At 69.5% G+C, this 24,840-nt stretch carries 21 protein-coding genes; 4 read left to right on the top strand and 17 right to left on the bottom strand.

Features of this window, described 5'->3' with window-relative positions; genetic code table 11:
- Positions 1–3 precede the first annotated feature (3 nt).
- Both GCU53_RS10145 and GCU53_RS10140 read right to left on the bottom strand, forming a co-directional pair.
- Complete coding sequence (locus GCU53_RS10145) at positions 4–789, bottom strand: ChbG/HpnK family deacetylase (protein ID WP_152387506.1); 786 nt, start codon at positions 787–789, stop codon at positions 4–6.
- A complete protein-coding gene (locus GCU53_RS10140) occupies positions 774–1,913 on the bottom strand; it encodes a GNAT family N-acetyltransferase (protein WP_152387505.1) in 1,140 nt (379 codons plus the stop codon). The genes GCU53_RS10145 and GCU53_RS10140 overlap by 16 nt, the downstream gene beginning before the upstream one ends.
- A 295-nt stretch (positions 1,914–2,208) precedes the next feature.
- Here GCU53_RS10140 and GCU53_RS10135 point away from each other — a divergent pair, with 295 nt between their 5' ends.
- Positions 2,209–3,417 (top strand): GNAT family N-acetyltransferase, encoded by a 1,209-nt coding sequence (locus GCU53_RS10135; RefSeq protein WP_167520049.1) that lies wholly within the window; start codon positions 2,209–2,211, stop codon positions 3,415–3,417.
- On the opposite strand, the gene GCU53_RS10130 is transcribed toward GCU53_RS10135, so the two are convergent.
- Genes GCU53_RS10130 through GCU53_RS10065 form a run of 14 tightly spaced genes read right to left on the bottom strand, consistent with a single transcriptional unit; the run spans position 3,348 to position 19,467 of the window.
- A complete protein-coding gene (locus GCU53_RS10130; protein ID WP_152387503.1) occupies positions 3,348–4,043 on the bottom strand; it encodes a GNAT family N-acetyltransferase in 696 nt (231 codons plus the stop codon). The genes GCU53_RS10135 and GCU53_RS10130 overlap by 70 nt on opposite strands.
- Entirely contained in the window at positions 4,040–5,968 is a 1,929-nt protein-coding gene (locus GCU53_RS10125) for a hypothetical protein (RefSeq protein ID WP_152387502.1), read from the bottom strand. Before GCU53_RS10125 ends, GCU53_RS10130 begins: the two co-directional genes overlap by 4 nt.
- On the bottom strand, positions 5,965–7,266 hold the full coding sequence (locus GCU53_RS10120) for a lipopolysaccharide biosynthesis protein (protein WP_152387501.1): 1,302 nt from the start codon (positions 7,264–7,266) through the stop codon (positions 5,965–5,967). Before GCU53_RS10120 ends, GCU53_RS10125 begins: the two co-directional genes overlap by 4 nt.
- Complete coding sequence (locus GCU53_RS10115) at positions 7,263–8,318, bottom strand: polysaccharide deacetylase family protein (protein WP_152387500.1); 1,056 nt, start codon at positions 8,316–8,318, stop codon at positions 7,263–7,265. Before GCU53_RS10115 ends, GCU53_RS10120 begins: the two co-directional genes overlap by 4 nt.
- Before the next feature lie 9 nt (positions 8,319–8,327).
- The gene (locus GCU53_RS10110) at positions 8,328–9,485 is read right to left on the bottom strand and encodes a glycosyltransferase family 2 protein (RefSeq protein WP_152387499.1); all 1,158 of its coding nucleotides are present in this window, start codon (positions 9,483–9,485) and stop codon (positions 8,328–8,330) included.
- Positions 9,478–10,443, bottom strand: coding sequence for a glycosyltransferase (locus GCU53_RS10105; protein WP_152387498.1), 966 nt, complete (start codon positions 10,441–10,443; stop codon positions 9,478–9,480). Before GCU53_RS10105 ends, GCU53_RS10110 begins: the two co-directional genes overlap by 8 nt.
- On the bottom strand, positions 10,440–11,837 hold the full coding sequence (locus GCU53_RS10100; protein WP_152387497.1) for an O-antigen ligase family protein: 1,398 nt from the start codon (positions 11,835–11,837) through the stop codon (positions 10,440–10,442). The genes GCU53_RS10105 and GCU53_RS10100 overlap by 4 nt, the downstream gene beginning before the upstream one ends.
- A gap of 4 nt (positions 11,838–11,841) precedes the next feature.
- On the bottom strand, positions 11,842–12,954 hold the full coding sequence (locus GCU53_RS10095) for a glycosyltransferase family 4 protein (protein ID WP_152387496.1): 1,113 nt from the start codon (positions 12,952–12,954) through the stop codon (positions 11,842–11,844).
- Entirely contained in the window at positions 12,927–14,519 is a 1,593-nt protein-coding gene (locus GCU53_RS10090; RefSeq protein ID WP_152387495.1) for a GumC family protein, read from the bottom strand. The genes GCU53_RS10095 and GCU53_RS10090 overlap by 28 nt, the downstream gene beginning before the upstream one ends.
- A gap of 2 nt (positions 14,520–14,521) precedes the next feature.
- The gene (locus GCU53_RS10085; protein ID WP_152387494.1) at positions 14,522–15,526 is read right to left on the bottom strand and encodes a polysaccharide biosynthesis/export family protein; all 1,005 of its coding nucleotides are present in this window, start codon (positions 15,524–15,526) and stop codon (positions 14,522–14,524) included.
- A 32-nt stretch (positions 15,527–15,558) separates the two neighbouring features.
- Positions 15,559–16,230, bottom strand: a complete 672-nt coding sequence (locus tag GCU53_RS10080) for a CpsD/CapB family tyrosine-protein kinase (RefSeq protein ID WP_152387493.1) — start codon at positions 16,228–16,230, stop codon at positions 15,559–15,561.
- Positions 16,231–16,272: 42 nt separating this feature from the next.
- Positions 16,273–17,040 (bottom strand): sugar transferase, encoded by a 768-nt coding sequence (locus tag GCU53_RS10075; protein ID WP_244307102.1) that lies wholly within the window; start codon positions 17,038–17,040, stop codon positions 16,273–16,275.
- Positions 16,997–18,118: an NAD-dependent epimerase gene (locus tag GCU53_RS10070; RefSeq protein ID WP_152387492.1), complete on the bottom strand. Its 1,122-nt coding sequence runs from the start codon at positions 18,116–18,118 to the stop codon at positions 16,997–16,999. Before GCU53_RS10070 ends, GCU53_RS10075 begins: the two co-directional genes overlap by 44 nt.
- Positions 18,115–19,467, bottom strand: coding sequence for a UDP-glucose dehydrogenase family protein (locus tag GCU53_RS10065; protein WP_152387491.1), 1,353 nt, complete (start codon positions 19,465–19,467; stop codon positions 18,115–18,117). The genes GCU53_RS10070 and GCU53_RS10065 overlap by 4 nt, the downstream gene beginning before the upstream one ends.
- A 365-nt stretch (positions 19,468–19,832) precedes the next feature.
- On the opposite strand from GCU53_RS10065, the gene hslO reads away from it, so the two are divergent.
- The 3 genes from hslO (at position 19,833) to cls (ending at position 24,123) form a co-directional block, all read left to right on the top strand.
- Entirely contained in the window at positions 19,833–20,726 is an 894-nt protein-coding gene (gene hslO, locus GCU53_RS10060; protein ID WP_152387490.1) for an Hsp33 family molecular chaperone HslO, read from the top strand.
- Between the two features lie 286 nt (positions 20,727–21,012).
- A complete protein-coding gene (locus GCU53_RS10055; RefSeq protein WP_152387489.1) occupies positions 21,013–22,557 on the top strand; it encodes a phosphoenolpyruvate carboxykinase in 1,545 nt (514 codons plus the stop codon).
- A gap of 114 nt (positions 22,558–22,671) precedes the next feature.
- A complete protein-coding gene (gene cls, locus GCU53_RS10050) occupies positions 22,672–24,123 on the top strand; it encodes a cardiolipin synthase (protein WP_152387488.1) in 1,452 nt (483 codons plus the stop codon).
- Between the two features lie 54 nt (positions 24,124–24,177).
- Here cls and GCU53_RS10045 read toward each other — a convergent pair whose 3' ends face one another.
- Positions 24,178–24,645, bottom strand: a complete 468-nt coding sequence (locus GCU53_RS10045; RefSeq protein WP_152387487.1) for a glycine zipper domain-containing protein — start codon at positions 24,643–24,645, stop codon at positions 24,178–24,180.
- Positions 24,646–24,840: the final 195 nt, after the last annotated feature.

The raw sequence follows: 24,840 nt of genomic DNA, 5'->3' as shown, positions 1-24,840 counted from the left end.
CAGTCACGGGAGGCACGGGGCGGCCGCGGGCGTTTCCATGGTGCTGTAGGCGACCCGCGGGATGTTGCCCAGGCGGCGCTCGAGCAGGGCGGCGAGGGATTCGCCGGGCGTCAGGTAGGCGTCGCCGAAGTCCCCGCCCAGGTTGCAGGGGTGGGCGATCACCTCCAGGGTGCCCTGCGCCGGCAGGGGCTGGTCGCGCAGGTCGGCCGGGGTGCAGACGTATTCGGCGCAGCGCCCGGCCAGCTGGCGCAGGCGCCGGTTGAGCAGGGTCTTGAACAGCCGCTTGGCCGGGCTGAAATTGCCGCCCAGGTTGCGCGCCAGGCGCAGCGGCACGCCCCGGGCGGCGGCGAAGCGCGCCAGCTGCTCGCCGATCGGCCAGATGTTGTGCACGTGCTGGTGGGAGTCCAGGTGGCTGGGCCGCACCCCGTGGTGCAGGCAATGCTGCCATTGCGCTTCCAGTTCCTCGTCGATCGCCGTGCGCGCGGCGCGGCCCAGCCACAGGCGATGGCGCGGCAGGCGCAGCCGGAATTCGCCGGCTTCGTCGCAGAAGCAGGACAGGTGGGCGATGGCGCTGCTCAGCGGGCGGCCGTAGGTGAGGTTGACGTGCAGGCCGACCCGGCCGTGCAGGCCCTCGGCATGGATCAGCGCGCAGGCCTGGGCGAACGCCGGCATGTTCGCCATCAGGGTCGCCGAGCTGATCAGGCCGCAGCGGAAGGCGCGGACGATGACGGCGTTCTCTTCGCGGTCCAGGCCGAAATCGTCGGCGTTGATGATCACTCGGCTGGGCATGGGCGTTCTCCGGCACTCGGCGAGGAGGGGGCCGCGATGCCCGGGCGCCGGGCCTTGAGGGCGCTCCACAGGCGATAGGCCAGGCCCAGGGCGATGCCGTCGGGGCGCCAGGAGTAGAGGCTCCAGCGCAGCTGCAGGACCTCGCCGGTCATGCGCTCGTGCAGCTGATGGCTGGAGTTGTAGAGGCTGACCCGCGAGGCGTCGATGTATTGCCAGCCTTCCTCCAGGCCCCAGCGGATCCACTCGTCCAGCAGCAGGCGGCCGCTGCCGAGCTCGGCGTAGTCGGGCAGGAAGGCCAGGTTGTAGTCGTACAGCCGGCCGCGCTCCAGAAGCCCCAGGCGGTAGCTGATGCAGCGGCCCTGGTGTTCGAGCAGGACGATGCGCACCAGGCCGGCCGCGGCGAGATCGGCGAAGGCCTCGCGCATCCACTGCCGGCGCCGTTCGCCGGAGAAGATGCCGACGCCCTGCTCGCCCTTCCAGCTGGCCTGCTCGACCGCGGCGATGGCCTCCAGTGCGGCGTCGATGCTCGCGCCGTCCGGCGTCAGGCGGCGCACCCGGGCATCGCAGGCGGCCGTGCGCTTGCGCGCCCGGCGCAGCTTGTAGCGCAGGTCGCCGGACGGCTCGTGCCGGTCGTCCTCGTCGATCGCATGCACCGGCACCCGGCAGGTCGGGCGCCGTTCGTGGGTCGAGCTGGCCGCGGCCCAGCCCTCGAGCAGGACCTGCTGCTCGCCGCCTTCGACCAGTTCGTGCAGTTGCAGGAGGGCGTGCGGCAGATGGCGGTGGATGGCCGCCCGCGCCTGGCGCCGGCCGTGCTCGTCGAGCCGGCAGAGCAGGGCGATGCGGTCGCCGAGCGGATAGCCGAGATGGCGCAGCACCGTCCAGCGCAGGCCGAAGCGGCGCTCGCGGCTGCAGACCAGCGGCAGGCACAGGCGCAGCTCCTGGTCCGCCCAGGCCAGCAGCACATGCAGACGCTGTCCCGGTTCGAGGGCGCGTTCGGCGGCCTGCAGCCAGCCGAGGTGATTGAACGGAGTGGCCTGCGGCACCAGCGCATGGAGCCTGGCATAGGCCTCGTGGGGGAAGTCGGGGGCGCAGAGGCTGGTCGTCCATTGAAAGCGATAGTCCATGATGAGGTCCGTTCTCGATGGGGGCTCGCTCGGGGTCTGTCGACGCCTCAGGGTAGGCTCGATTCCTGCGGCAACGTGGCTCACGCCAAAACGACGACAGCTCCTGGTCTGCTGTAGAGCAGCGTAGCAGCTGGGTATCCCGGCGCTGTGAATAACATGGATACGTTTCTCCCCTCGCGTATCGCACATGGCCGTCTATAGTCCTGAGCGGATCCGCGCGGGAGTGGCGGTACGGCGGTCGCTGATGCCCGTTCATGCCACTTTCATGCTCAATCGTGCAGGATGCGCGAACATCATGCTTCGTAAGGCCCTCGATCACGCCTCGACCATACCCCTCTACGGCGGCTACCGCATCGCGCTGGCCCGTTCCCCGGAGGATCTCGGCCCCTGCCTGGAGGACTGGGAGGAACTGGCCCGCGCGGCCGCCGAGCCCAATGTGTTCTATTCGCCCTGGGCCCTGCTGCCGGCCCTCGAGCATCTGAGCGGCGACCGGCGCTTCGCGCTGGTGTTCGTGATCCGCCCGGCCGGAGCCGGGGAGGAGCCGGTGCTGGACGGCTTCTTCCCCCTGCTCGAGCCGGCCGGCTGCGCCCTGTCGCCGCTGCGGGTGGCCAGGATGTTCCGCCACCGCTACTGCTTTTCGGTGGCGCCCCTGGTGCGCCAGGGCCGCGAGCGGGCGGTCATGCGCGCCTTCCTGCGCTGGCTGCACGCGTACCGCCGCCGGTATTCGCTGCTGGTGCTGCGCGATGCGCCCGCCGACGGGCCGCTGGCCACGGCTCTGCGCAGCACCCTGGCCGACGAGGGCCTGCATTTCCACGAGGGTGCCCGCAGCGCGCGTGCGCTAATCGAGCCGGGGGACGATGCCGAGGGCTATCTGGAGCGCGCCCTGCCGGGCAAGCGGCGCCGCGAGTACCGGCGGCTGCACCGGCGCCTGGCCGAGCTGGGCGATCTGCGCCTGCGCGTGCTGCAAGCGCACGGCGAGGATCTCGAGGCCTGGCTGTCGGCCTTCGTCGCCCTGGAATCGAAGGGCTGGAAGGGGCGCTCGCGCTCGGCGATCAGCTGCCGCGACGCCTGCCGCCGCTACTTCGAGGAGGTCGCCAGGGCCGCCCATGCGCGCGGCCAGCTGCGGATGCTCGAGCTATCCCTGGACGGCCGGCCGCTGGCCATGCTCTGCGACTTCCTCGCCCCGCCGGGGGCCTTCGCCTTCAAGGTCGCCTTCGACGAGGAGTACGCCCACTATTCCCCCGGCGCGCTTCTCGAGCTCGAGTGCATCCGCCTGCTGCACGAGCTGAAGGTCGAGGGCGTGCAATGGATGGATTCCTGCGCGTCCCCGGAGAGCGCCCTGAGCAACCGCCTGTGGCTGGAGCGCAAGTCGCTGTGCACCTTCGTGCTCAGCAGCGGCACCCTGGCGGGCGATCTGTGGGTCGATCTCTATCCCTACGGAAAGCGCCTGAAGGGCTGCTGGAAGCGGTACCAGGCGTTGCTGCCGGTATGGCTGCCGAGCTGATCGCGCACCGCCGGAGGCTGATGGCAGAAGCGCAGGCGGCCGAACAGGGTGAACACCCGGGTCTGCCAGCCGAGCGGCTGAAAGCCCAGGTGGCCGAGCAGCTTGCGGGCGCAGGCGTTGCGCGTGTCGACCACCGCCCGGGCGCGCTGGTGGCCGGCGGCGCGCAACAGGCCCCAGAGATGCTCCTGGCCGCCGAGCAGCAGCGCGCTGCCGCGGTGCTCGCAGGCCACCTCCATGGCGAACAGGTAGACGCCGGACGCCGTGACCGGAAACCAGCAGCGATAGTAGTGGCGGTCGTAGTAGTCGCGGTCGCTGTACCAGACGAAGGCGCAGACATGGCCTTCGCCGTCCAGGGCGGCCAGCCCCTGCACGCCGGGCTGTTCGAGCAGATCGTCGATGACCGCGAGGTGGCGGGAGAAGTGGCGCTCGAAGGCCGGCAGCAGCTCCCGGGTGATCGATGGGTAGCACCAGTGGTGCGGGCGTTGCAATCGGGGGGCTTCCAGGGTCAGGTCGCGCTCCATCCAGAGCAGGCGCCGCTGGCCGTACAGGCAGTGTGCGCAGAGCTGGCGCAGGAGGCCGGGCAGGCCCTTGTGCCGCAACTTGACCTTCAGATCCCTGGGGTTCATGGCGCCTCCCATTCGAGGACGAAGAGGGTTTCTCCCGGCAAGCTGAAGCGCCATGGCTGCTCCGTGCAATCGACAGCGCCCGTGCCGGGCTCCGCCGCGCCGAACAGCTGCAGGCGCGGCGGATCCTGGGCATGGCAGGCGAGCGGTTCGCCGCTCAGCCGTACCTCCTGGCGCCGTGGCGCCTTGTTCACACCGAACAGCACGATCCGGGAGTCGGAGCGCATGGCCAGGGCATCCACCTCGAAGGCGTCGTTGTCCAGGCGCAGGACCTGTTCCTGCCAGTGCTGCTGCATGAAGGCCATGGCCTCGCCGACCGGCTTGAGCACGTAGCGGCCGTCGCCAGCCCGGCCGATCATGCCCTTGAAGTGCTCGTCGTCGTCGGTGGCGAGGAACCAGTTGAGCTGCTCCAGCAGGCCGTCCTGGGCCGCGTTGATCGCCACCGAGGCCCACCAGAGGGCGGCGAAGCGGGTTTCCTGCTCGTAGGGGCTGACGTTGTTGCCGCTGGACAGGTTGGTCTGCTCCAGCAGCAGGGCCTTGCGCGGCCGGCCGCGCTCGTCCAGGCCGACCAGCTGCGCCGCCTGGCGCACGTTGTCGCGGTAGACGCGGGTGGCGCGCAGGTCGCGGATCATCCATTCGTGCCAGGCCAGGGCGTCGATCCCTTCGCCGTGTTCCTCCAGCAGCCGGCGCGCCCAGTCCAGGCCGCGGCGCGAGCGGGCGTCGTCGGTGGTCGGACCGTTGACCAGGCGCGAGGAGGCCGGCACGGCGACGCGGACGCCGGCCTCGCGCGCGCCGGCTGTCTCCCGCACCTGGCGGGCCATGGCGGCGAAGTAGCGGGCGAAGCTGGCGTAGTCGGGATAGCTGAGGTTCGGCTCGTCGGCGAAGGAGATGTAGTGGAGGCCTGCGCCGCCGAGTTCGCGAATGCCGTCGATCCAGGCGGCGAGGCCGGCGCGGCTGGCGTCGCCGGCCTCGAGCACCGAGCGCCGGCCGGTCTGCGACAGCAGGGTGCTGTCGGCATCGATGCCGTAGCGCTTGAAGTACAGCGGGCGGAAGGCCTGCTCGTGGTGGGGGCGGCGCACCGTGACGTCGATGAAGCTGTAGTGGTTGGCCGCGCGCGGCGCCAGCCGGGCGAGCAGTTCGGGCGCCTCCGGCGGCGTGTAGGGCAGGCCCACGCCGAGCCGGGGCGTGAGGCCGACCACCTCGTCGTGCAGCCTGAGCCCGACCTGGCCCGGGGTCAGCTCGGGGCTGAACAGGTGCTCGGGGCGCTGGGCGAACAGGTTGGCGCTGCCGTCCAGCCAGAAGGCGGCCTTGCCACGCCCGCGCAGGCGCAGGCTCCAGACCTGGTCCTGGTCGGACACGGGCAGCTCGATGCGGTCGCTCCGGGTGTAGTGGCTGTCGCGCGACAGCGGCAGGTAGAGGCCGTGCCCGTCGCTCAGGCGCTGGGCGTGCAGGCCGTCGACGCCACCGTGGTACTTGCCGGCGAGCACCGCGCGCTCGCCGGCGCGCACGCGGAAGTGCAGCTGCGTGCCGGCCGGCAGTTCGGCACAGAAATGCTGCTTGACCGGCTCGAACAGCGCGGCGGTGTCGTCGGCGTGGCGGACCCGGTAGAGGCGGAAGCTGTAGCCGGGGATCTCCAGGCGCAGGTCGCCGTTCCCGGGGGACAGCGCCCAGCGCTGACGGCCGCGAACCTCCTCGGCGGCGATGTCGCGCTGGGCAAGCAGGCGCCCGTCGCCGGCCTGCAGGTAGAGGTGTTCGACGTTGGCCTCGGCCTGCCAGGCCGGCTGCCAGTCGATCTGCAGGGCATCGTCCTGGGACGCGCGCAGGTACAGCGCGCCGTCGCGGATGCCGGTCCACTCCTGGGCCTGCGCCGCCGGCAGCTGCGCGCCGAGCAGCAGGCCACTGAACACCAGGATGCGCCAGTCGTTCATATTGCGGTCCCCAATTGTGCGCGCAGCAGGCGCAGGTCGCTGGGCAGGATCAGCAGGGTCTGGCCGATGTCGACCCCGCTGACCCGCCAGTAGAGCAGCAGCATGGCCAGGGCCAGGGCGCCGTAGGCGACCGACGAGGCGATCGCGGCGCCGACGATGCCCCAGCTTGGAATCAGCAGCACCGCCAGCAGCAGGTTCAGGGCCGCGGCGCCGCCGGCGAAGAGGGACAGGGCGCCGGGCCGCTCCTTGCCGAGCAGGTCCAGGTGCAGGATGCTCGAGTAGCACAGGCTGAAGATGCCGGGCAGCAGGGCCAGCAGGGCCGGGTAGGCGGGCCGGAAGGCGTCGCCGAACAGCAGCACGATCAGCCACTCGCCGATCAGCGCCATGCCCAGGCAGGCGAGGAGCATGGCGGTGCCGGTCAGGCGCAGCGCCAGCGGGGTGAGCTGCTCGATACCCTCGCCCTGCTGCAGCAGGCGCTTCATCAAGGGCGTGGTGACCGCCTCGGGGACGATGAACAGCAGTTCGGCGGCAGCGGTGGCCATGGCGTAGTAGCCCAGCGCCTCGCTGCCGAGGAACAGCTCGATGAGCAGATAGTCGGCGCGCATCAGCAACTGCTGGAACAGCACGTCGGGATGGCTGCGCCCGCCGAAGCGCAACAGCTGGCCCTGGCTGGCCGGGTCCCAGCGCAGGCGGATGCTGTGGTAGCGGGCGAGCAGGCAGAGGCCGACCGCCACCACCAGGCCCAGGCCGCCGAGCCAACTGATCAGCGCGGCGTTCAGCGCGGCGTGCGGCCACATCCAGAACAGGGCGAGGAACAGCAGCAGCGGCGTCAGCGATTCCAGCAGGCGCAGGCCGTTGAAGGTGCCGACCCGGCCGTCGGCGTTGTGCAGGGTGAACAGGGCGCTTTTCAGCACGAACAGCGGCACGGCCAGCAGCAGCAATGCGGCAAAGGGACCGAGCTGCCGGGTGATGGCCAGCTCCTGGCCGAAGGCGTCGAGCGCCTGGAGGCCGAGCAGGGTGGCCAGCGCCGAAGCCAGGCAGCCGTAGAGCAGCATCAGCGTCAGCAGCAGGCCCATCGGGTGCTGGCGCGCGGCCTGGTAGCCGACGGCGGTGTTCAGCCCGCCGCTGGTGACCGCGCCGATCAGCTCCGGCAGGGCGCTGAGCAGGGCGAACAGGCCGCGGTCGGCGGGGCCGAGGATGCGCGCCAGCAGGACGTTGCGCAACAGGCGCAGGGCCAGCATCGCCAGGTTGGTGCCGACGCTGAGCAGCAGGTGGCGGATGTACTCGTTGCGTGTCATCGCCCCGCCGCCTCGCTGGTGTGCAGCGTGTGCAGGGCCGGCATGCCACGTCGGTGGGCGCCCTGCAGGATGCGCCAGCCGAGCAGGGCGGGCTGGCGCGCGCTGTGCTGGCAGACGCCGATGCGCGGCAGCGACAGCAGCGCTCCATGCCGGGCGTGGTGCAGGCCGGGACGGGTGCTCAGCGCATGGCTGTAGCCCAGGCATGCGAGAGCGGCGCAGACGCGCCCGTCATGGTCGCCGTTGGGGTAGCAGTAGACTGGCAGCGGATGGCGGCAGTGCGCGGCGATGGCTTCGTGGGAGCGGCGCAGGTCGGCCTGCAGGCCGGCATCGTCCAGCCCGGTGAGGATCGCGTGGCTGGCGCCGTGCGGACCGAAGCGCACCAGCCCCGAGTCCTCCATCTCCCGCACCTGCTGCCAGTCCAGGGCGTGCGGCTCGGGCGGGTTCGGACAGCTGTTGGCGAGCACCTGCAGGGTGGTCGCCGGCAGGCTCTTGAGGCGCTGCAGGAAGCGGCCCAGGGCCTGGCTGCGCGAATGGTCGGGTGCCGCCGTGCACAGCTCGGCCGGCGGGGCGAGATGGCGGCGCAGCTGCACGCAGAGCTGCTCGCGGGCCTCTTCGCCGAAGCTGCCCCAGAGGGTTTCGCCGATGGCCTCCCACCAGAAGCGTCGCGGGCTGCCGATGAAGTCGGTGGACAGGAAGATGCTCGCCGGCATGCGGTGCTGCCTGAGCAGCGGGAAGGCATGCAGGGCATTGTCGCGCCAGCCGTCGTCGAAGGTCAGGGCCAGGCGCGGCGGTCCGTCCGCCGGGGCGGCCGGGTCGAGCAGCTCGGCGAGCGGCACGCACTCGAAGTGCTGCCCGAGCCAGTGCAGCAGGTGGTCGAAGGCCGCTGTGCCGATGCACAGGTCCTTGCGGTGCGGCAGGTCCGCCCGGGCGTCCTCGGCCAGCACCCGGTGCAGCATCAGGATGGTGCCGGAGCCGCGCAGCAGGCGCCGTCCCGCGGGGGTGTTGAGGTAGAGCCAGCCGGTGCCGGCCTTGATCAGTTGCTTGAGCGCCATGGGACGTCCCTATCGGTTCTGTTGGGGATTCCATTGCCGGTAGCGGTAGCCGCTGAGGAACTGCCAGACCCCGGCGCCCATGGCGCTCAGGGTCACCAGGACGTAGGCGGCCAGGCGGAAGGGCTTGGGCAGGCGCCGGTGCCGGCCGAGCAGGCCGATCAGCGCCAGGCCGTAGGCGGCGAGCTGGGCGAGCAGGGCGATGCGGTAGAACCCGCCTTCGTCCCACAGCCAGAGGTTGCTCAGCAGCAGCGGCACCAGCAGCACCGGCGCGAGCCGGCGGAGCAGCTTGTGGGTGATCAGCGCCAGGGCGAACAGGCCGTGCCGGCCCGGGTCGAGCAGCTCGCGGCGCCGCGCCAGGCTCTGCAGGCCCTGGACGGTGATCCGCCGGCGCCGGCGGAACTGGCCCTGCGCCGACTCCACGCCGTGGTCGATGACCCGCGCGGCCTCGGCGAAGACGATGCGCTGTCCGGCCACCGACGCGCAGGTGGTCAGGAAGAAGTCGTCGGTGACATCCGCCGGCACCGTCTGGAACAGCTCGCGGCGCAGGGCCTGCAGGCCGCCGTCGGCCGAGGCCATGCAGCCGGTGCGGCTCTCCAGGCGGCGCAGCCAGGTTTCGTAGGCACGGTAGAGCCGGTCGCCGATGGCCAGCGCCTTGCCCGCGGCGGGAATGGTCACGTTGCCGGCGGTGGCGCCGACCCGCGGGTCGGCGAAGGGTGCGATCAGCTGGCGCAGGGTGTCGCCGGTCCACAGGGTGTCGGCGTCGCTGAACACCAGGATCTCGCCGTCGGCCAGCGCCACCGCGCTGTTCAGCGCCGCGGCCTTGCCGCCGCGCGGCAGGTCCAGCACCCGGATGTCGTCCCAGGGGCGGAGCTGGGCGATGCGCCGGGCCAGGGCGACGGTGGCGTCGCTCGAGCCGTCGCTGGCGACGATGATCTGCCGCCGCTCGCGCGGGTAGTTGTCGTCTAGCAGCGAGCGCAGCTTGGCCTCGATGTTCCGTTCCTCGTTGTAGGCGGCGACGATCACGCTGACCCGCGGCAGCGGCAGCGGCTGTGGCGCACCGGCGGGCGCGGGGCGCCGGAAGGGGGCGCACAGGGCCAGCAGCAGGGGGTAGCCCAGGTAGGCGAAGAGCGGCAGTAACAGGCACAGCCAGAAGATCGCTTCAGCCACGGGAGGGCCTCCGTGCGGTCAGGTTGATCAGGTCCATCACGAGGGCGATGCCGGCGACGTGCAGGCGCAGCCAGTGCAGGAGCGCCAGGCGCGCCGCCAGCAGCGGACGCCGGCGGGTATAGCCGTGGCGCAGGGTCAGCAGGCCGGCCGGCAGCCAGCCGAGGGCGAAGGTGCCGAGGGCGGCGAGCGGCTGGCCGAGCAGCAGGCAGAGCAGCGCCAGCGCATCGAGTGTCCAGTGCCCGGCCGCCAGCAGCGGGAAGCGCAGCAGGCGCAGGCTGGCGCCGCCCTTGCGCAGCAGCCGCGTCTGGCTGTTCTGGCGCCAGAGCTCCTTGCCCAGCCATTCGCTCCAGCTGCCCTCGAAGCCCCAGTTCAGCACCGTCGGCCGTGGCAGGCTGAGCAGGCGCGCGCCGGCCTCGCCGAGGCGCAGGCCGAAGTCCTTGTCCTCGCCGCTGCGCAGGCTTTCGTCGAAACCGCCGACGCGCTCGAACCAGACGCGCTCCAGGCACAGGTTGGCGGTCGGCAGCCAGTCCAGCAGTGCCGGGCGGTCGCGCTCGGCGGCCAGCCGCTGCAGCCAGGCGCGGGCGTACCAGGGCGCCTGGGGCGGCGCCTGGTGGACCAGGCCGAGCACGTCGGCGCGGTCCTCGCTGCGCACCGCACGCCAGGTGGTCAGCCAGTCCTGGGGTACTTCCATGTCGGCGTCGAGGAAGGCCAGGCAGTCGCCGCTGGCCGCCGCGGCGCCGCGGTTGCGCAGGGCGCCGATGCTCACCCCAGGGCAGTCCAGCACCCGGGCGCCGAAGCGCCGGGCCAGCGCCTGGCTGCCGTCGCGGGAACCGTTGTCCGGGACGATCAGCTCATGCTCGAGGCCGGCGTGCTCGGCGGCGCGGCGCGCGGCTTCCAGGGTGCGGCCGAGGTGGGCGGCCTCGTCGAGGGTCGGAATGACGATGGAGATCCGTTTCATGGGCGTGCTCCTGCGGCATCGTCGTCGGCCTGCAGGCGCAGCAGGCTGGCTATGCCGAGCATCACCCAGAGGTACTTGTGGCTCGGCACGCTGAGGAAGAACAGGAAAAAGGCCAGCGCCACGCAGGACAGGCCGAAGTGGGTGGCCAGCGCCGCCCGCTCGGGATCGCCGCGGCTCAGCCAGTGGCGGCGGGCGACCTGGCAGTTGCGCAGGCTGGCCAGCAGCAGGGCGGCGAACAGCAGGCCGCCGGGCACGCCGATCTCGCTGAACATGCCCAGGTAGGTGTTGTGCGCCTCGCGGTACAGCTCGACCGGCAATCCCTTATAGGAGAAGGCGATGGCGTAGCCGGTCTTGGCGAACTCCAGGGGAAAGGTGCCGGGACCGCTGCCGAGCAGCGGGTGCTCGGCGATGATCCGGCTGCCCACCAGCAGGTAGGCGCTGCGCCGGGCCAGGGAGGGGTCGGCATGGGCATTGACCCCGGACTTCAGGCTGGCCAAGGCCTCCAGGCGCTGGACGAGGCTGTCCGGCAGCAGCTTGGGAGAGAGCGGCACGACGATCGCCATGGCGAGGATCAGCCAGCCGAGGTGGCGGGTCAGCAGGGATCTCATGTGGGCGCGGTAGTGCCAGGCGGCCATGAGGGCGGTCAGCAGCACCACCAGCAGGCCGGAGCGCGAGCCGGTACGGGCGAGGGCGGCCAGCAGCAGCACCAGCAGCGCCATCCAGAACAGCCGCTGCGGCCAGCGCGGCGCGCGCACCGCCAGCAGCAGCGCCAGCGGGAAGGCGATGCTGATCAGCAGGGCGAAATAGTTGGGGTCGGCGAGCAGGCCGATGGCCCGGGTGTCCGGCTGGCCGCGGCTGGACACCAGGGCGATCGCGCAGGTGGTGGCCACCGACAGCACCAGCACCCGGGCCAGGGTCGGCAGGTCGAGGTCGCGGCCGAACAGCACGGCGAGGGCGAACAGCACCAGGCCGACGACAAGCTGGCGCAGGTGCTGCAGCGACAGGCCGGAGTGGATGCTGAACGTCAGGCTGAGCAGGTAGCAGGCGAGGAAGGCCAGCATCAGCGGCCACAGGTTGCTGCGCAGGCGCTGTGCCGGCAACTGGCGCAGCAGCAGCTGCAGCCCGGCGATGGCGATCAGCGCCAGGCCGAGCAGCTTGTTCAGGGAGAAGCCGCCACCGCCAGCCCCGTCGCCGGCGGCATCGGCGGCGGCGAACAGGCCCTCGAAGGGCACCAGGGCGAGCATCAGCAGCAGGCCCCAGACCGGCTGGCGGTACAGCGTGACCAGCACGGCGAGGCCGGGCAGCGCCAGCGGCGCCAGGAAGGGGTGGGGGCTGGCCAGCAGCAGCAGGCAGGCCAGGCCGGCGATCAGCGCCAGGGGCAGGATCAGGACCATCTCGTCACTCCCGGACCGCGTTGCGGTACAGCTGGCGCCAGCGTTCGGCCTGGGCCGGCAGGTGGTAGTGGCGCAGCTGGGCGAGCCGGGCCTGGTCGGTCAGCGTCCGGCTCAGGGCCTTGTCGAGCAGCAGGCGCGTCACCTGGCGGGTCAGGTCGCCGACCTCGCCGGGCGGGCTGAGCAGGCCGGTGGCCTCGTGCTCGAGCACGTCGGGAATGCCGCCCACGGCGAAGGCCGCCACCGGCACCCCGGCCTGCATGGCCTCCAGCAGGACCATCGGCGTGCCTTCGCTGCGCGAGCTGATGACCAGTACGTCGAGGGCGCGCAGCCAGGCCTGCAGGTCGGTCCGGTAGCCGGGCAGGAGGATGCGCTCGCGCAGGCCGGCGTCGTCGATGGCCTTCTGCAGTTCGTCGCGCAGCGAGCCCTCGCCGAGCAGCACGGCGTGCAGCTGGGGATCGCGGTTGCACAGCTCGATGGCCAGCTCGACGAACAGGTCCGGGCCCTTCTCCGTGCTGAGGCGGCCAATGAAGCCGATCAGCGGCGCGCCGGGCGCCCCCGGCGGACGCAGGTAGGTGACCGCAGGCGCTGGCGGCAGGCCGTTGGGCAGCACCTGCAGCTTGCCGGTGCGCACCCCGGCCTGGCGGTGCAGGCGGGCGATGCTGGTGGCCACGCAGATCACGGTGCGCACCTGCGGGGTGCGGCACAGCTGCAGGCTGAGCCAGGTGTAGAGGCGCTGCTTGCGGCTGCGCGGGGTGAAGCCGTGCTGGGTGACGACCAGCGGCAGGCCGAGCAGCAGCGCACCCAGCCAGCCGTAGACCAGCCCCTTGAAGCCGTGGCCGTTGAGCAGCGTCGGCCGTGCATCGGGCTGCCCCAGCTGGCGCAGCAGGCTGCCCAGGCCGGTGCAGCGGGTCAGCTCCACGCCGGCCTCGCGAAAGCGCTGGGCCAGCGACTCCGGGCCGCCCAGCAGGAGCACCCGGTGCCTGCCGGGAGCGTACTGGCAGTGTTCGAGCAGCATCCGTTCCAGGCCGTAGAAACCGCCGCTGCCGAGCAGGTGGGCGATCCGCAGCGGCGCTTCCTTGTGACGAGCGCTCAGTCGCTCGCCCAGTGTCGAATCCATGGCAGGCTCCCGGGTTTGTGCGGATTGGGCAGCGCGGCGGGCTGCTCGGCGTTGATGGTCATCAGTACGGGCAGGCCGAGCTGGGTCAGCAGCTGCTCGGGATGCTTGAAGCGATGGTCGAAGAACTCGCGGATGTAGCCCACGGCGATGGCCAGCAGCAGGGCGGTGAGCAGGCCGAGGGGGATGATCCGCATCGGCTGGGGAAAGCTCGCCTCGCTGGGCTCGAAGGGCCGGCTGAGCACCTTGGCGTTGGACAGGCCGCCGTCGAGCAGGGCGCGGCTGCGGCTTTCCTCGTAGCGCTGGGTGTAGGTGAAGAAGGCCTGGTGCAGGGCCTCGATCTCGGTGTTGAGCTGGCGCAGACCGCTCTGCGCGTCCTGCAGCTCGCGGATGCGCGCCTGGTAGGCCTCGATGCGTGAGGTCTTCTGGGCGATCACCCCGGAGATGATCTCCAGCTCCTTGTTGCGCTCGCTGATGCGGTTGCCGATCACCTGGAGGAACTGCTGGCGGGTCCGGCTGATCTGCGCGTAGAGGTTCTTCATCGGCTCGCTGTTCGGGTTGTAGACGTCGGTCTCGGCGCCGTACTGGCCGATCTGCTCGATCAGCCGGTCGCCCAGTTGGCGGATCTCGCGGTCCTCGAAGGCGGCGTTGTCGATGGTGCTGGCGAAGGTGTAGGGAAAGCCGTATTCGGTCAGCCTGGCCTTGCGCGCCACGGCCAGGCTGCCCTGCAGGTAGTCGACCCAGCGCTGGTTCTCCAGCAGGCGGTCGCGATACTGGTTGAGGGCCTGTTCTTCCTGGTTGATGGCGTTGAGGCGGAAGGTGATCTCCTCCTCGGGGTTGGCCGCGCGGATCCGCTCGAGCAGGGCGAGTCGCTGGGCCTCGAGGCCGTTCAACTGGTCCTGGTACTGGGCCTTCTTCTGTTCGTAGAAGGCTTCCGGCAGGTCGTTGGAGTGCAGTGCGTGGCGCCGCGTCAGGTAGGTGTCGAGCAGGCGGTTGACGAACAGGGTGCCGAGGGCCGGCTCGCCGGCCCGGTAGTGCACGGCGATGACGTTGGAGCCGGGCAGCGGGACGACCTCGAGGTCCTCCAGGGTGGCCAGGGTCAGTGTGTCCAGGCGATTGTCGCGGGGCGGTTCGGCGGCGAAGCCCAAGGCGGCGCGCAGCGGGTCGAGCACATGCGTGCGCAAAGGATCGACCAGGTACTCGCGCAGCACCTGCTTGAGCGGGCCGTCCTCTTCGGCGAAGTGGCCTTCCTTGAGCAGCGAGTCGAGGGTCGCCCGGACCAGCTCGGGCGAGCGCAGGATGCTGCTCTCGGTTTCCATGTCGGCCAGGGTCGGCGGCAGGAACTTGTCGGTCTCCTGCTGCAGGCTGGCGCTGTTGGGCTCGGTCTGGGCCACCTTCTTCGACTGCACCATGACCTCGGCGCTGATCTCGTAGGAGCGGCTGAGCAGCAGCGGCAGCAGCAGGGTGAGCACGGCGAAGGCCAGGAACACCCGCTTGATCAGCCGGCGGTTGGCGAACAGGGTGGAGAAGAAGGTGTAAAGGTAGTTCTCGCGCTTGAGGGCATCCATCGCTAGTCGTCCCCGTCCTTGTTGTCGACCTGATAGGAGAAGCCGAAGTTGAAGCCGCTGAAGAGCATCACGTCGGCCAGCTGGCGCATGGTGTCGGCGGCGCCGGCGAGACCGCTGCGCGGCACGAAGAGCAGGTCGTCCGGCTGCAGGTAGGCGACGTTGTCGGCGTCGTTGTCGAGCAGCTTCTCGATGTCGTAGGTGCGCGACACCACCTGGTCGCCCTGACGGTGCAGGACCAGCACCGATTCCAGGTTGGCGGTGACCGGGTTGTGCCCGCGCGCCAGGGTCAGCGCCTCGAGCACCGAGATCGGCCGGCGCACCGGATAGGCGCCGGGCTGGCCGACCTCGCCGAGGATGTAGACCTCGTTGGCGGCGGTGGACTTGAGCAGCACGTCGACCTGGATCGGCCCGACTTCCTTGCGGTAGCGCTCGTTCAGGAGTTCCTCGAGCTCGTCGCGGCCCATGCCGCTCAGGCGGATGCTGCCGAGCATCGGGAAGGTGGCGCGGCCGTCGGCACCGATGGTGATGTCCCGGCTCATGCCGGTGGCGGGGTTGAACAGGGTGTCGCGCAGGTGCTGCGCGCGGGTCTGCGCCTTGGCCACCGAAACGGTGATCAGTGGCGTGCGCAGGGTTTCCTTGTAGCTCTCGACCATCAGCGCCTGGGCTTCCTCCACGGTGAGCCCGGCGACCTTGAGGCTGCCGACGTATTCCAGGTTGACGGTGCCGTCGGGCATCACCGTCTTGATGCCGGTCATGCCCTTGGCCGTGGCGAAGTGGACCTCCAGCTGGTCGCCCGGCTGGATGCGGTAGGCGTCGGGGGAATCCATCTCGATGTGGAAGATCACGTCGAGCACGTCCTGCGGACGAAGCACCTGAGTCACCGGAATCAGTTCGCTCCGCGTGGCCTGGTCCTCGGGGGCGGTGAGGATGTATGCAGGAATCGAGCGATGGCTGCTGCAGCCGGCCATGGCCAGGGAGGCGAGCAGGAAAAATATCGGCTTGTTCATGATGGCGTACGTCCTGTAGGTGTGATCCGTGATCAGAGCAGCCTGTAGAGCCACTTCGGCATGTAGAGCCGGCGGGCGTTGAGCACGCTGCCGAGCAGCTTGGCATTGGCCTGCCGCAGGCGCTGCACGGCGGCCTGGGCGACTTCCCAGCGGGTTTCCTCGGCGCGGACCACCAGCGCCACGGCGTCGGCCATGGCCGCCAGGGTCAGGCCGCTGGTGCCGCTGTAGACGGCCTCGGCGTCGATCACCACGAAGCGGTAGCGGGCGGCCAGGCAGTCGAGCAGGTACTGCAGGTCCTCGGCGGTGAAGCGGCCGGCCGCCGCCGAGGGCAGGCCGAGCGGCAGCAGGTCGAAGGGCAGCTCGGGATGGCGCTGGATGCAGTGCCTGAGCTCGCCCTCCGGATGCGGGCTCTGCAACAGCTCGAACAGGCCCCGGTCGGCCGCCATGCCCAGGCGCGAGCTGAGGCCGGTGGCCGAGGGGCTGGCATCGACCAGCAGGAGCTTGCCCTTGGCCGAGTTGGCCAGCTGCCGGGCCATGCTCAGGGCGCTGGTGGTGGTGCCGCAGCCGCTGGTCGGGGCGATCAGCAGCAGGGTACGGCAGCTCTGGTCGAGTACCGTGGCCGCCAGGTTGACTTCGCTGGGGGGGAGAACGCGATGGTCCTGCTCCAGCAATAGCGTGGTTTGCTCGGAACGGAGCATGGTCATGGGCTGACTCCTGATGCGTGCACTGCCTGGAGGAATGAAGGTTCAACTGGCGCCATGGCCGTGGAACACTTCGATGGGGGTTTTCAGGAGGATCCACAGGTCCAGCAGGGGGCCCTGACGGCGGATGTAGGTCATGTCGAGCTCGACCCGGTCGTCGAAGTCGATGTCGCTGCGACCGGAGATCTGCCAGAGGCCGGTCATGCCCGGATAGATGCTCAGCCGGCCGAGGTGGTGCTCGTGGTAGCGGCTGGCGTTGAACGAGGTGGGCCGCGGCCCGACCAGGCGCATCTCGCCGCGCACCACGTTGATCAGGTTGGGCAGCTCGTCCAGGCTGGTGCGGCGCAGCCAGCGGCCGATCGGCGTCACCCGCGGGTCGGCATCGATCTTGAAGTCGATGGCGTCGGGGCCGTGCTTGTTCAGGTGGCGCAGCGATTCCTTCAGGGCTTCGGCGTCGGCCACCATGCTGCGGAACTTGTACATGCCGAAGCGGCGCCCGCGAAAGCCGGTGCGCTGCTGGACGAACAGCACGGGGCCGGGGCTGCCCAGCTTGATCAGCAGGGCGATGCCGAGCAGCAGGGGGGAGAGCAGGAAGAGCAGCAGCAGGGCGGCGAAAGCCTCGCTCACGCGCTTGGTGCGGGACAGGGTCCAGGGGCAGCCGCCCTGGCGACCGCTGAGCCAGCCGCAGTTGTGCACCCAGAGCGCCTTCTGGATCTTCTCCCGCTGCGAGGGATCGGTGCGTTTTTCCGTGGAAGGGTAATGGCCGTCCTTAGCGAAGCTGGGCTGTTGGAGCGAGTTTTCCGGGGCATTCATTGCGCATTACCTCACGCGACAGTTCCCCGTCCGCAGCGGCGGATGAAATGGCCGAGGCATCGGGGCTGTCGATCCTGTAGTAGTGGCAAAACCAGGATACGAATCGGGCGAGACCTTCTTCGAGACTTACCTGGGGCTGAAAGCCGGTGTCCCGCTGCAATTCCGAGACGTCGGCAAAAGTGTCGAGCACGTCCCCGGGCTGCAAAGGCAGCAATTCCCGTTGGGCCCTGCGGCCCAGATGCCTTTCCAAGGTGTCGATGTAGTCGGTGAGGGCGATCGGCCGATGCCCGCCGATGTTGTACAGGCGCCAGGGCGCCATGCTGGTTTCCGCCCGGGGCCGGTCGCGGTCCCAGTGCGGGTCGGGCCGGGGCGGCTGCGGCAGCAGCCGTACCAGTCCTTCGACGATGTCGTCGATGTAGGTGAAGTCGCGCCGGTGCCGGCCGTGATTGAACAGGCGCAGCGGCCGCCCCTCGACGATGGCCCGGGCGAACTGGATCGGCGACATGTCCGGCCGGCCCCAGGGGCCGTAGACGGTGAAGAAGCGCAGGCCGGTGGCGGGAATGCCGAACAGGTGGCTGTAGCAGTGCGCCATCAGCTCGTTGGCCTTCTTGCTCGCCGCGTACAGCGACAGCGGGTGGTCGACGTTGTCCTGCACCGAATAGGGGGTGTGCTGGTTGGCGCCGTACACCGAGCTGGACGAGGCGTAGACCAGGTGCTGCACCGGCTGCCGGCGACAGCCCTCGAGGATGTTCAGGAAGCCGGCCAGGTTGCTCTGCACGTAGGCGTGCGGATGGTCCAGCGAATGGCGCACGCCGGCCTGGGCGGCCAGGTGCACCACCACCTCCGGGCGCTGGCTGGCGAACAGGCTGGCGACGCCGTCGGCATCGCCGAGATCCAGCCGCCACAGGGGAAAGTCGCCGGCCTCCCGGCATACCCAGCGTACCCGGTCCTCCTTCAGGGCCGGGTCGTAGTAGTCGTTGAAGTTGTCCAGGCCGATGACCTCGTGGCCGTCGAGCAGCAGGCGGCGCACGCAGTGGGCCCCGATGAAGCCGGCCGCGCCGGTGACCAGGGCCTTCATTGCACACCTGCCCGGGGATCGACCTGCGGCAGGCCGATGCCCAGGTAGCGCAGGCCGGCGGCAGCCGCCTGCTGGGGGTTGTAGAGGTTGCGCCCGTCGACGATCAGGCGGTCGCGCAGCTTGTGCGCGAGCAGCTCGAAGTCGACCACCCGGAAGGTCTTCCACTCGGTGCAGATGACCAGCGCATCGGCATCCTGCAGGGTGTCGTCGCGGGTCGGGCAGAGCACCAGGTCGTCGCGGTAGCCGTACAGGCGCCGGCATTCGGACATGGCTTCGGGATCGAAGGCGCGCACCGTCGCGCCCTCGCGCCACAGCGCCTCCATCAGGTAGCGGCTGGGCGCCTCGCGCATGTCGTCGGTGTTCGGCTTGAAGGCCAGGCCCCAGAGGGCGACGGACTTGCCGGCCAGCCCCTCGGGGTAGAACTTCCGCAGCTTCTCGAACAGCACCAGGCGCTGCGCCTCGTTGACCTCCTGGACGCTCTGCAGCAGGCGCAGGGGATGGCCGCTGGCCGTGGCGGTGTGCAAGAGGGCGCGCAGGTCCTTGGGAAAGCAGGAGCCGCCGAAGCCGCAGCCGGGGTAGATGAAGTGGTAGCCGATGCGCGGATCGGCGCCGATGCCCCGGCGCACCGCCTCGATGTCGGCGCCCAGGCGCTCGGCCAGGTTGGCCAGCTCGTTCATCAGGCTGATGCGCGAGGCCAGCATGGCGTTGGCCGCGTACTTGGTCAGCTCGGCGCTGCGGTTGTCCATGAAGATCAGCTTGTCGCGGCTGCGGCAGAAGGGCGCGTAGAGCTCGGCGAGCTGGGCGCGGGCCACTTCGTCGTCGCTGCCGACGATGATGCGGTCGGGGCGGATGCAGTCGTTGACCGCGCTGCCCTCCTTGAGAAACTCGGGATTGGACACCACGCGGACCACGAGATGGCCCTTGTCCAGGCGCTCGAGCTCGGCGCGGGCGGCCGCCTCCACCTGGCTGGCGGTACCCACCGGCACGGTGGACTTGATCACCAGGGTGCGGTCTTCCTGCATGTGCCCGGCGATCTCGCGGGTCGCCTCCAGCACGTGGCGCAGGTCGGCGGAGCCGTCCTCGTCCGGCGGGGTGCCGACGGCGATGAAGATCAGCTGGCCGTGGATCACGGCATCGCTGGCCTGGGTGCTGAAGGACAGCCGTCCTTCGCGCAGGTTGTCGTCGATCATGACGGACAGGCCGGGCTCCTGGATGGGCGGAACCGCCCGCTGCAACTGTCTGATCTTCAGCTCGTCGATGTCGATGCAGAGTACGCGATGGCCAACGTCGGCCAATGCTGCAGCCTGAACCAGGCCGACGTATCCGGTACCGAAAACGCTCACGTCCATGTTGGCGTGCCTCGTGGTTGAGGGGAATGCGGTGATACAGGTATAGGCGGTCGGATAAGGACAGTGTCAAGCAGATGGCTCGATATCTGTTTGACACTCTCTGGATGGCACAGCGATAGCCACTTTCAGCCGTAACCTATTAACTCCTTATGTTTTTCTGAGCGGTTGGAGTATTGGTTAGGAGCGGGCAATTATCAGATCAGCCGACGAGCGGTGCGGCTCGCCGAGAGCCGGAAATGACGGAAAACTTGGAGGCTTTGCCCTTTCTTCCTAGAATTTCCCCACGAGTCGACCGCTTGTGGCAATTTTGTCGATTCCGAGGACTGGCTGTGCGCCAGCTCTTTCCCCAGTCATGGCCCGCCGATATGCCCGATTTCGATTTCACCCAACGCTTTCTCTTCGACGACACCGACGTGCGCGGCGAACTGGCAGACCTGCGCGGCAGCTACGCCGAGGTGCTGGCCAAGCACCCCTATCCCGAACCGGTCGCCCAGCTGCTCGGCGAGATGCTCGCCGCCGCCGCGCTGCTGGTCGGCACCCTCAAGTTCGACGGCCTGCTGGTGCTGCAGGCGCGCTCCTCGGGGCCGGTTCCCCTGCTCATGGTGGAGTGCTCCAGCGAGCGCGAGGTCCGCGGCATCGCCCGCTATCACGCCGAGCAGGTGGAGTCCGGCGCCGGGCTGCGCGAACTGATGCCCGAGGGCCTTCTGACCCTGACCATCGATCCGGCCCGGGGCCAGCGCTACCAGGGCATCGTCGAGCTGCAGGGCGAAAGCCTGGCCGACTGCCTGTCCGGCTATTTCGCCAACTCGGAGCAGCTGCCGACGCGCTTCTGGCTCAACGCCGACGGCCGCCGCGCCCGCGGTCTCCTGCTCCAGCAACTGCCCGCCGACCGCCAGAAGGACGCCGAGGCGCGCGTGGGCAACTGGGAGCACCTGGTCACCCTGGCCGATACCCTGACCGCCGAGGAGCTGCTCGGGCTGGACAACGAGACCCTGCTGCGGCGGCTCTACCACCAGGAGGCGGTGCGCCTGTTCGAGCCGCTGCCGCTGCGTTTCCGCTGCAGCTGCTCGCGCGAGCGCTCGGCCAACGCCCTGTCCAGCCTGGGGCACGCGGATGCCGAACAGCTGCTGCGCGAGCAGAGCGGTGTGGTGGTGGTCGACTGCCAGTTCTGCAACCAGCGCTACGAGTTCGATGCCACCGACATCGCCCAGCTGTTCGCCGGCGGCGGCAGCGAGGCGCCCTCGGCGACCCGGCATTGAATGGCCGGGCCGCCGGTGATCGGTCGGTCCTGATGCAACCCATGTTTCGGAAAGGGCCTGCCGGGCAAGGCCGGGGCCGGCCTGTCTTCGGAAAACCTCGGCAGCGTCGGTCCCGGGCCGGCCGATCGCATGGCGGCAGGGAACCTTTGCCAGACTGGCGGCTCCTACTGTGTCGTCGGCTTTTCTGGTATGATCGCCGCACTTTTTTTATCTTTTCCCTGTAGCGCGACCGGATGTCGCGCTACAAAACGTATGGAGGAATCGGCCACAAGCCGATCGGACGCACATGACGCAAGCCATTCAAGCCGTGTTTACCGACATCAGCGCCGCACAACTGGTAGAAGAAGCCATCCGCCGAGGAGAGGGCGAGCTGGCCGCCAACGGTTCCCTGGTGGTGCGGACCGGCCATCGCACCGGGCGATCCCCGAGCGACCGCTTCATCGTCGAGGAACCGGGAACTCAGCACAAGATTGCCTGGGGCAGCATCAACCGTCCGTTCCCCAGCGACAAGTTCGATATCCTCTGGCAGCGCGTCGAAGCCTATCTCGCCGAGCGTGAGCGTTTCGTTTCGCACGTCCATGTAGGCGCCGATCCCGAGTACTACCTGGCGGTCAAGATGACCACCGAGACCGCCTGGCACAACCTGTTCGGCCGCTGCCTGTTCATCAACCCGGAGAAGTTCAACCCCGCCGGCAAGAGCGAGTGGCAGATCCTCAACGCGCCCTACTTCGAGTGCGTGCCGGAGCGCGACGGCACCAATTCCGACGGTTGCGTGATCATCAACTTCGCCGCCAAGAAGGTCCTGCTGGCCGGCATGCAGTACGCCGGCGAGATGAAGAAGGCGATGTTCTCCGTGCAGAACTTCCTGCTGCCGGAGGTCGACGTGCTGCCGATGCACTGCGCCGCCAACATGGGCGAAGAGGGCGACGTGACCCTGTTCTTCGGCCTGTCCGGCACCGGCAAGACCACCCTGTCCGCCGACCCGAGCCGCTACCTGATCGGTGACGACGAGCACGGCTGGGGCGTCGGCACCGTGTTCAACATCGAGGGCGGCTGCTATGCCAAGTGCATCGACCTGTCCGAGAAGAACGAGCCGGTGATCTGGAAGGCCATCCAGTTCGGCGCCGTGCTGGAGAACGTGGTGCTCGACGAGCGCTCGCGCCAGCCCGACTACGCCGACAGCAGCCTGACCCAGAACACCCGCGCCGCCTACCCGCGCGAGCTGATCGAGAAGCGCGTGGCGGACAACCGCGCCGGCGAGCCCAACGCGGTGATCTTCCTCACCTGCGACCTGACCGGCGTGCTGCCCCCGGTGTCCATTCTCGACAACGAGCAGGCGGCCTACCACTTCCTGTCCGGCTACACCGCACTGGTCGGCTCCACCGAGATGGGCTCGGGCGACGGCATCAAGTCGACCTTCTCCACCTGCTTCGGCGCGCCCTTCTTCCCGCGTCCGGCCGGCGAATACGCCGAGCTGCTGATCAAGCGCATCCAGGGCTACGATTCCAAGGTCTACCTGGTCAACACCGGCTGGACCGGCGGCGGCTACGGCATCGGCAAGCGCTTCAACATTCCGACCACCCGCGGCGTGATCGCCGCGATCCAGAGCGGTGCCCTGGTCGGCGCCGAGACCGAGCGCCTGCCGATCATCAACCTGGACGTGCCGAAGGCCGTGCCGGGTGTCGACAGCGTGCTGCTCAACCCGCGCAACACCTGGGCCGACAAGAGCGCCTACGACGAGGCGGCCCGCGTCCTGGCCAAGCAGTTCATCGAGAACTTCAAGAAGTTCGACGTCTCCGACGCCATCCGCAACGCCGGCCCGCTGCTCTGAGCCGCTGTGCCTCCTGAAGAAGCCGCCTCCGGGCGGCTTTTTCATGCCTGCCCACCGTCTCTGCCGCGAGGCCTGCCTGTTATGCTCAGGGGCGGCATCTCGAAGGAGTGAGGCATGGAGCAAGGCGCTTTCCAGCTCTTGGGCTATCTGCTGGTGCTGATTCAGGCGCTGGGGGTGGCCGCGGCCATCCACGCGGTGTTCACCGTGCGCACCGCCCAGGGGGCTATCGCCTGGGCCATCTCCCTGCTGTTCATGCCCTATCTCACCCTGCTGCCCTATCTGGTGTTCGGTCGCAGCCGTTTCGATGCCTATATCGAAGCACGCCGCCAGGCCGACCTGCAGATGCACCGGGCGATGGCCGAGCTGGACTGGCGGCCCTGGGTCGAGGAGGCCCTGACGGCCCACGACAGCGAGGCCGCGCAGAACCAGAACCTCAAGGTGCTGGCGCGCCTCGGCCGCCAGCCGCCTCTGGCGAACAACCAGGTACGCCTGCTGATCGACGGCGAGAATGCCTTCGCGGCAATCTTCGAGGCCATCGCCCAGGCGCGCCAGGTGATCCTGCTGCAGTTCTTCATCGTCCGCGACGACCGTCTCGGCCGGAATCTGCAGCGTCTGCTGCTGGAGCGGGCCGCCAGCGGCGTGCAGGTGTTCTTCCTCTACGACCGCATCGGCTGCCACGCCCTGCCGCGTCGCTACGTGCAGCGCCTGCGCGAGGGCGGGGTGGCGATGCATGCCTTCTCGGTCTCCGCGCACAGCGGCCTGCTCAACCGCTTCCAGCTGAATTTCCGCAACCACCGCAAGCTGGTGCTGGTCGACGGCCGGCGCGGCTTTCTCGGCGGGCTGAACGTCGGCGACGACTATCTGGGGAGCAACCCGCGCCTCTCGCCCTGGCGCGATACCCAGGTGGAGCTGAGTGGCCCTGTACTGGCCTGCCTGCAGGAGTCCTTCGCCGAGGACTGGTTCTGGACTACCCGGCAGTTGCCGCCGCTGCTGCTGCCGGAGCGCTATCCGGCCGGCGGGGTGCTCTGCCAACTGGTCGGCAGCGGCCCGGCCGATCCCCAGGAAACCGGCTCGCTGCAGTTCGTCGCGGCGATCAACGCGGCGCGCCGGCGGATCTGGCTGGCCAGCCCCTACTTCGTGCCGGACGAGTCGGTGTTCGCCGCCCTGCGCCTGGCGGCGCTGCGCGGACTGGAGGTGCGCCTGCTGCTGCCGGCACGGGCCGATCACCGGGTGGTCTATGCCGCCTCCAGTCTGTACGCCTTCGAGGCGCTCGAGGCGGGCATCCGGGTATTTCGCTACCTGCCAGGCTTCATGCATCAGAAGGTGCTGCTGATCGACGACGATACCGCGGCGGTGGGCAGCGCCAATCTGGACAACCGCTCGTTCCGGCTGAATTTCGAACTGACCCTGTTCGTCATCGACCCCGTCTTCGCCGGTGAGGTGGAGTCCATGCTGCAAGAGGATTTCGGCCGTTCCCGCGAGCTGGACCGGGAAGAGAGCCGCCGGGCGCATCGCCTGAAGCGCCTGGGCATGCGGGTGGCACGGCTGATCTCGCCGATTCTCTGAAACGAAAAAGCCCGCCATGGCGGGCGGGCTTCTTCCGGATCGGGGTTCGTCGGCTCAGTCGTCGTGACGATGGCGACGCTTGTGCTTGTGGTGGCCGCGGTGGTAACCGTTGTCGTGGTAGTGGTGATGGTGCTCGACACGGCGGCGCCCGCCGCGGTCGTCGTCATCGTCGCCGTAGGCATTGCCCAGGGCGCCGCCACCGGCGCCACCGAGTGCGGCGCCGATCACGCCGCCGGTACGACCGCCGACCGAATTGCCGATGACGTTGCCGCCGGCTGCGCCAAGCCCGCCGCCGATGGCCGCTTCGGTCCGGCTGCGGCGGTCGGCGCCAATGCCGGCACCGGCTGCGCCGCCGACCCCTGAACCGATCACTGCGCCGGTGGAGCCGCCCAGGGCGCCGCCGACGACCGAACCCAGTGTGCCGCCCAGTGCGCCGCCGACAGCTGCCTCGGTGTTGCCGCCAGCGAATGCCGCGCCGCTGGCCAGGCCGAAGGAGAGCAGAACTATGGATGCGTACTTCATGACGAGGGGTACCTCAGTGGAGATGACGAGGCGATCCTCGCCGCCGTAAAAGCCGCTTGCAAGCATTTTCTGCCGATCTGCAGGTTTTTTTATTCCTTTGTAACTTGCTGTTTTTTAAAAGGAACTTTCTCAAAGCGAAGCGGTCAACCCAATTCTGGGGCATCCTTCTTCGTCCCCTTCTCGAGCCGGTGCCCG

The organism is Azotobacter salinestris (genome assembly GCF_009363155.1).
Taxonomy (GTDB): Bacteria; Pseudomonadota; Gammaproteobacteria; order Pseudomonadales; family Pseudomonadaceae; genus Azotobacter; species Azotobacter salinestris.
Note: the sequence above shows the minus strand (reverse complement) of the source record. Positions and strands in the feature narration are given on the sequence as shown.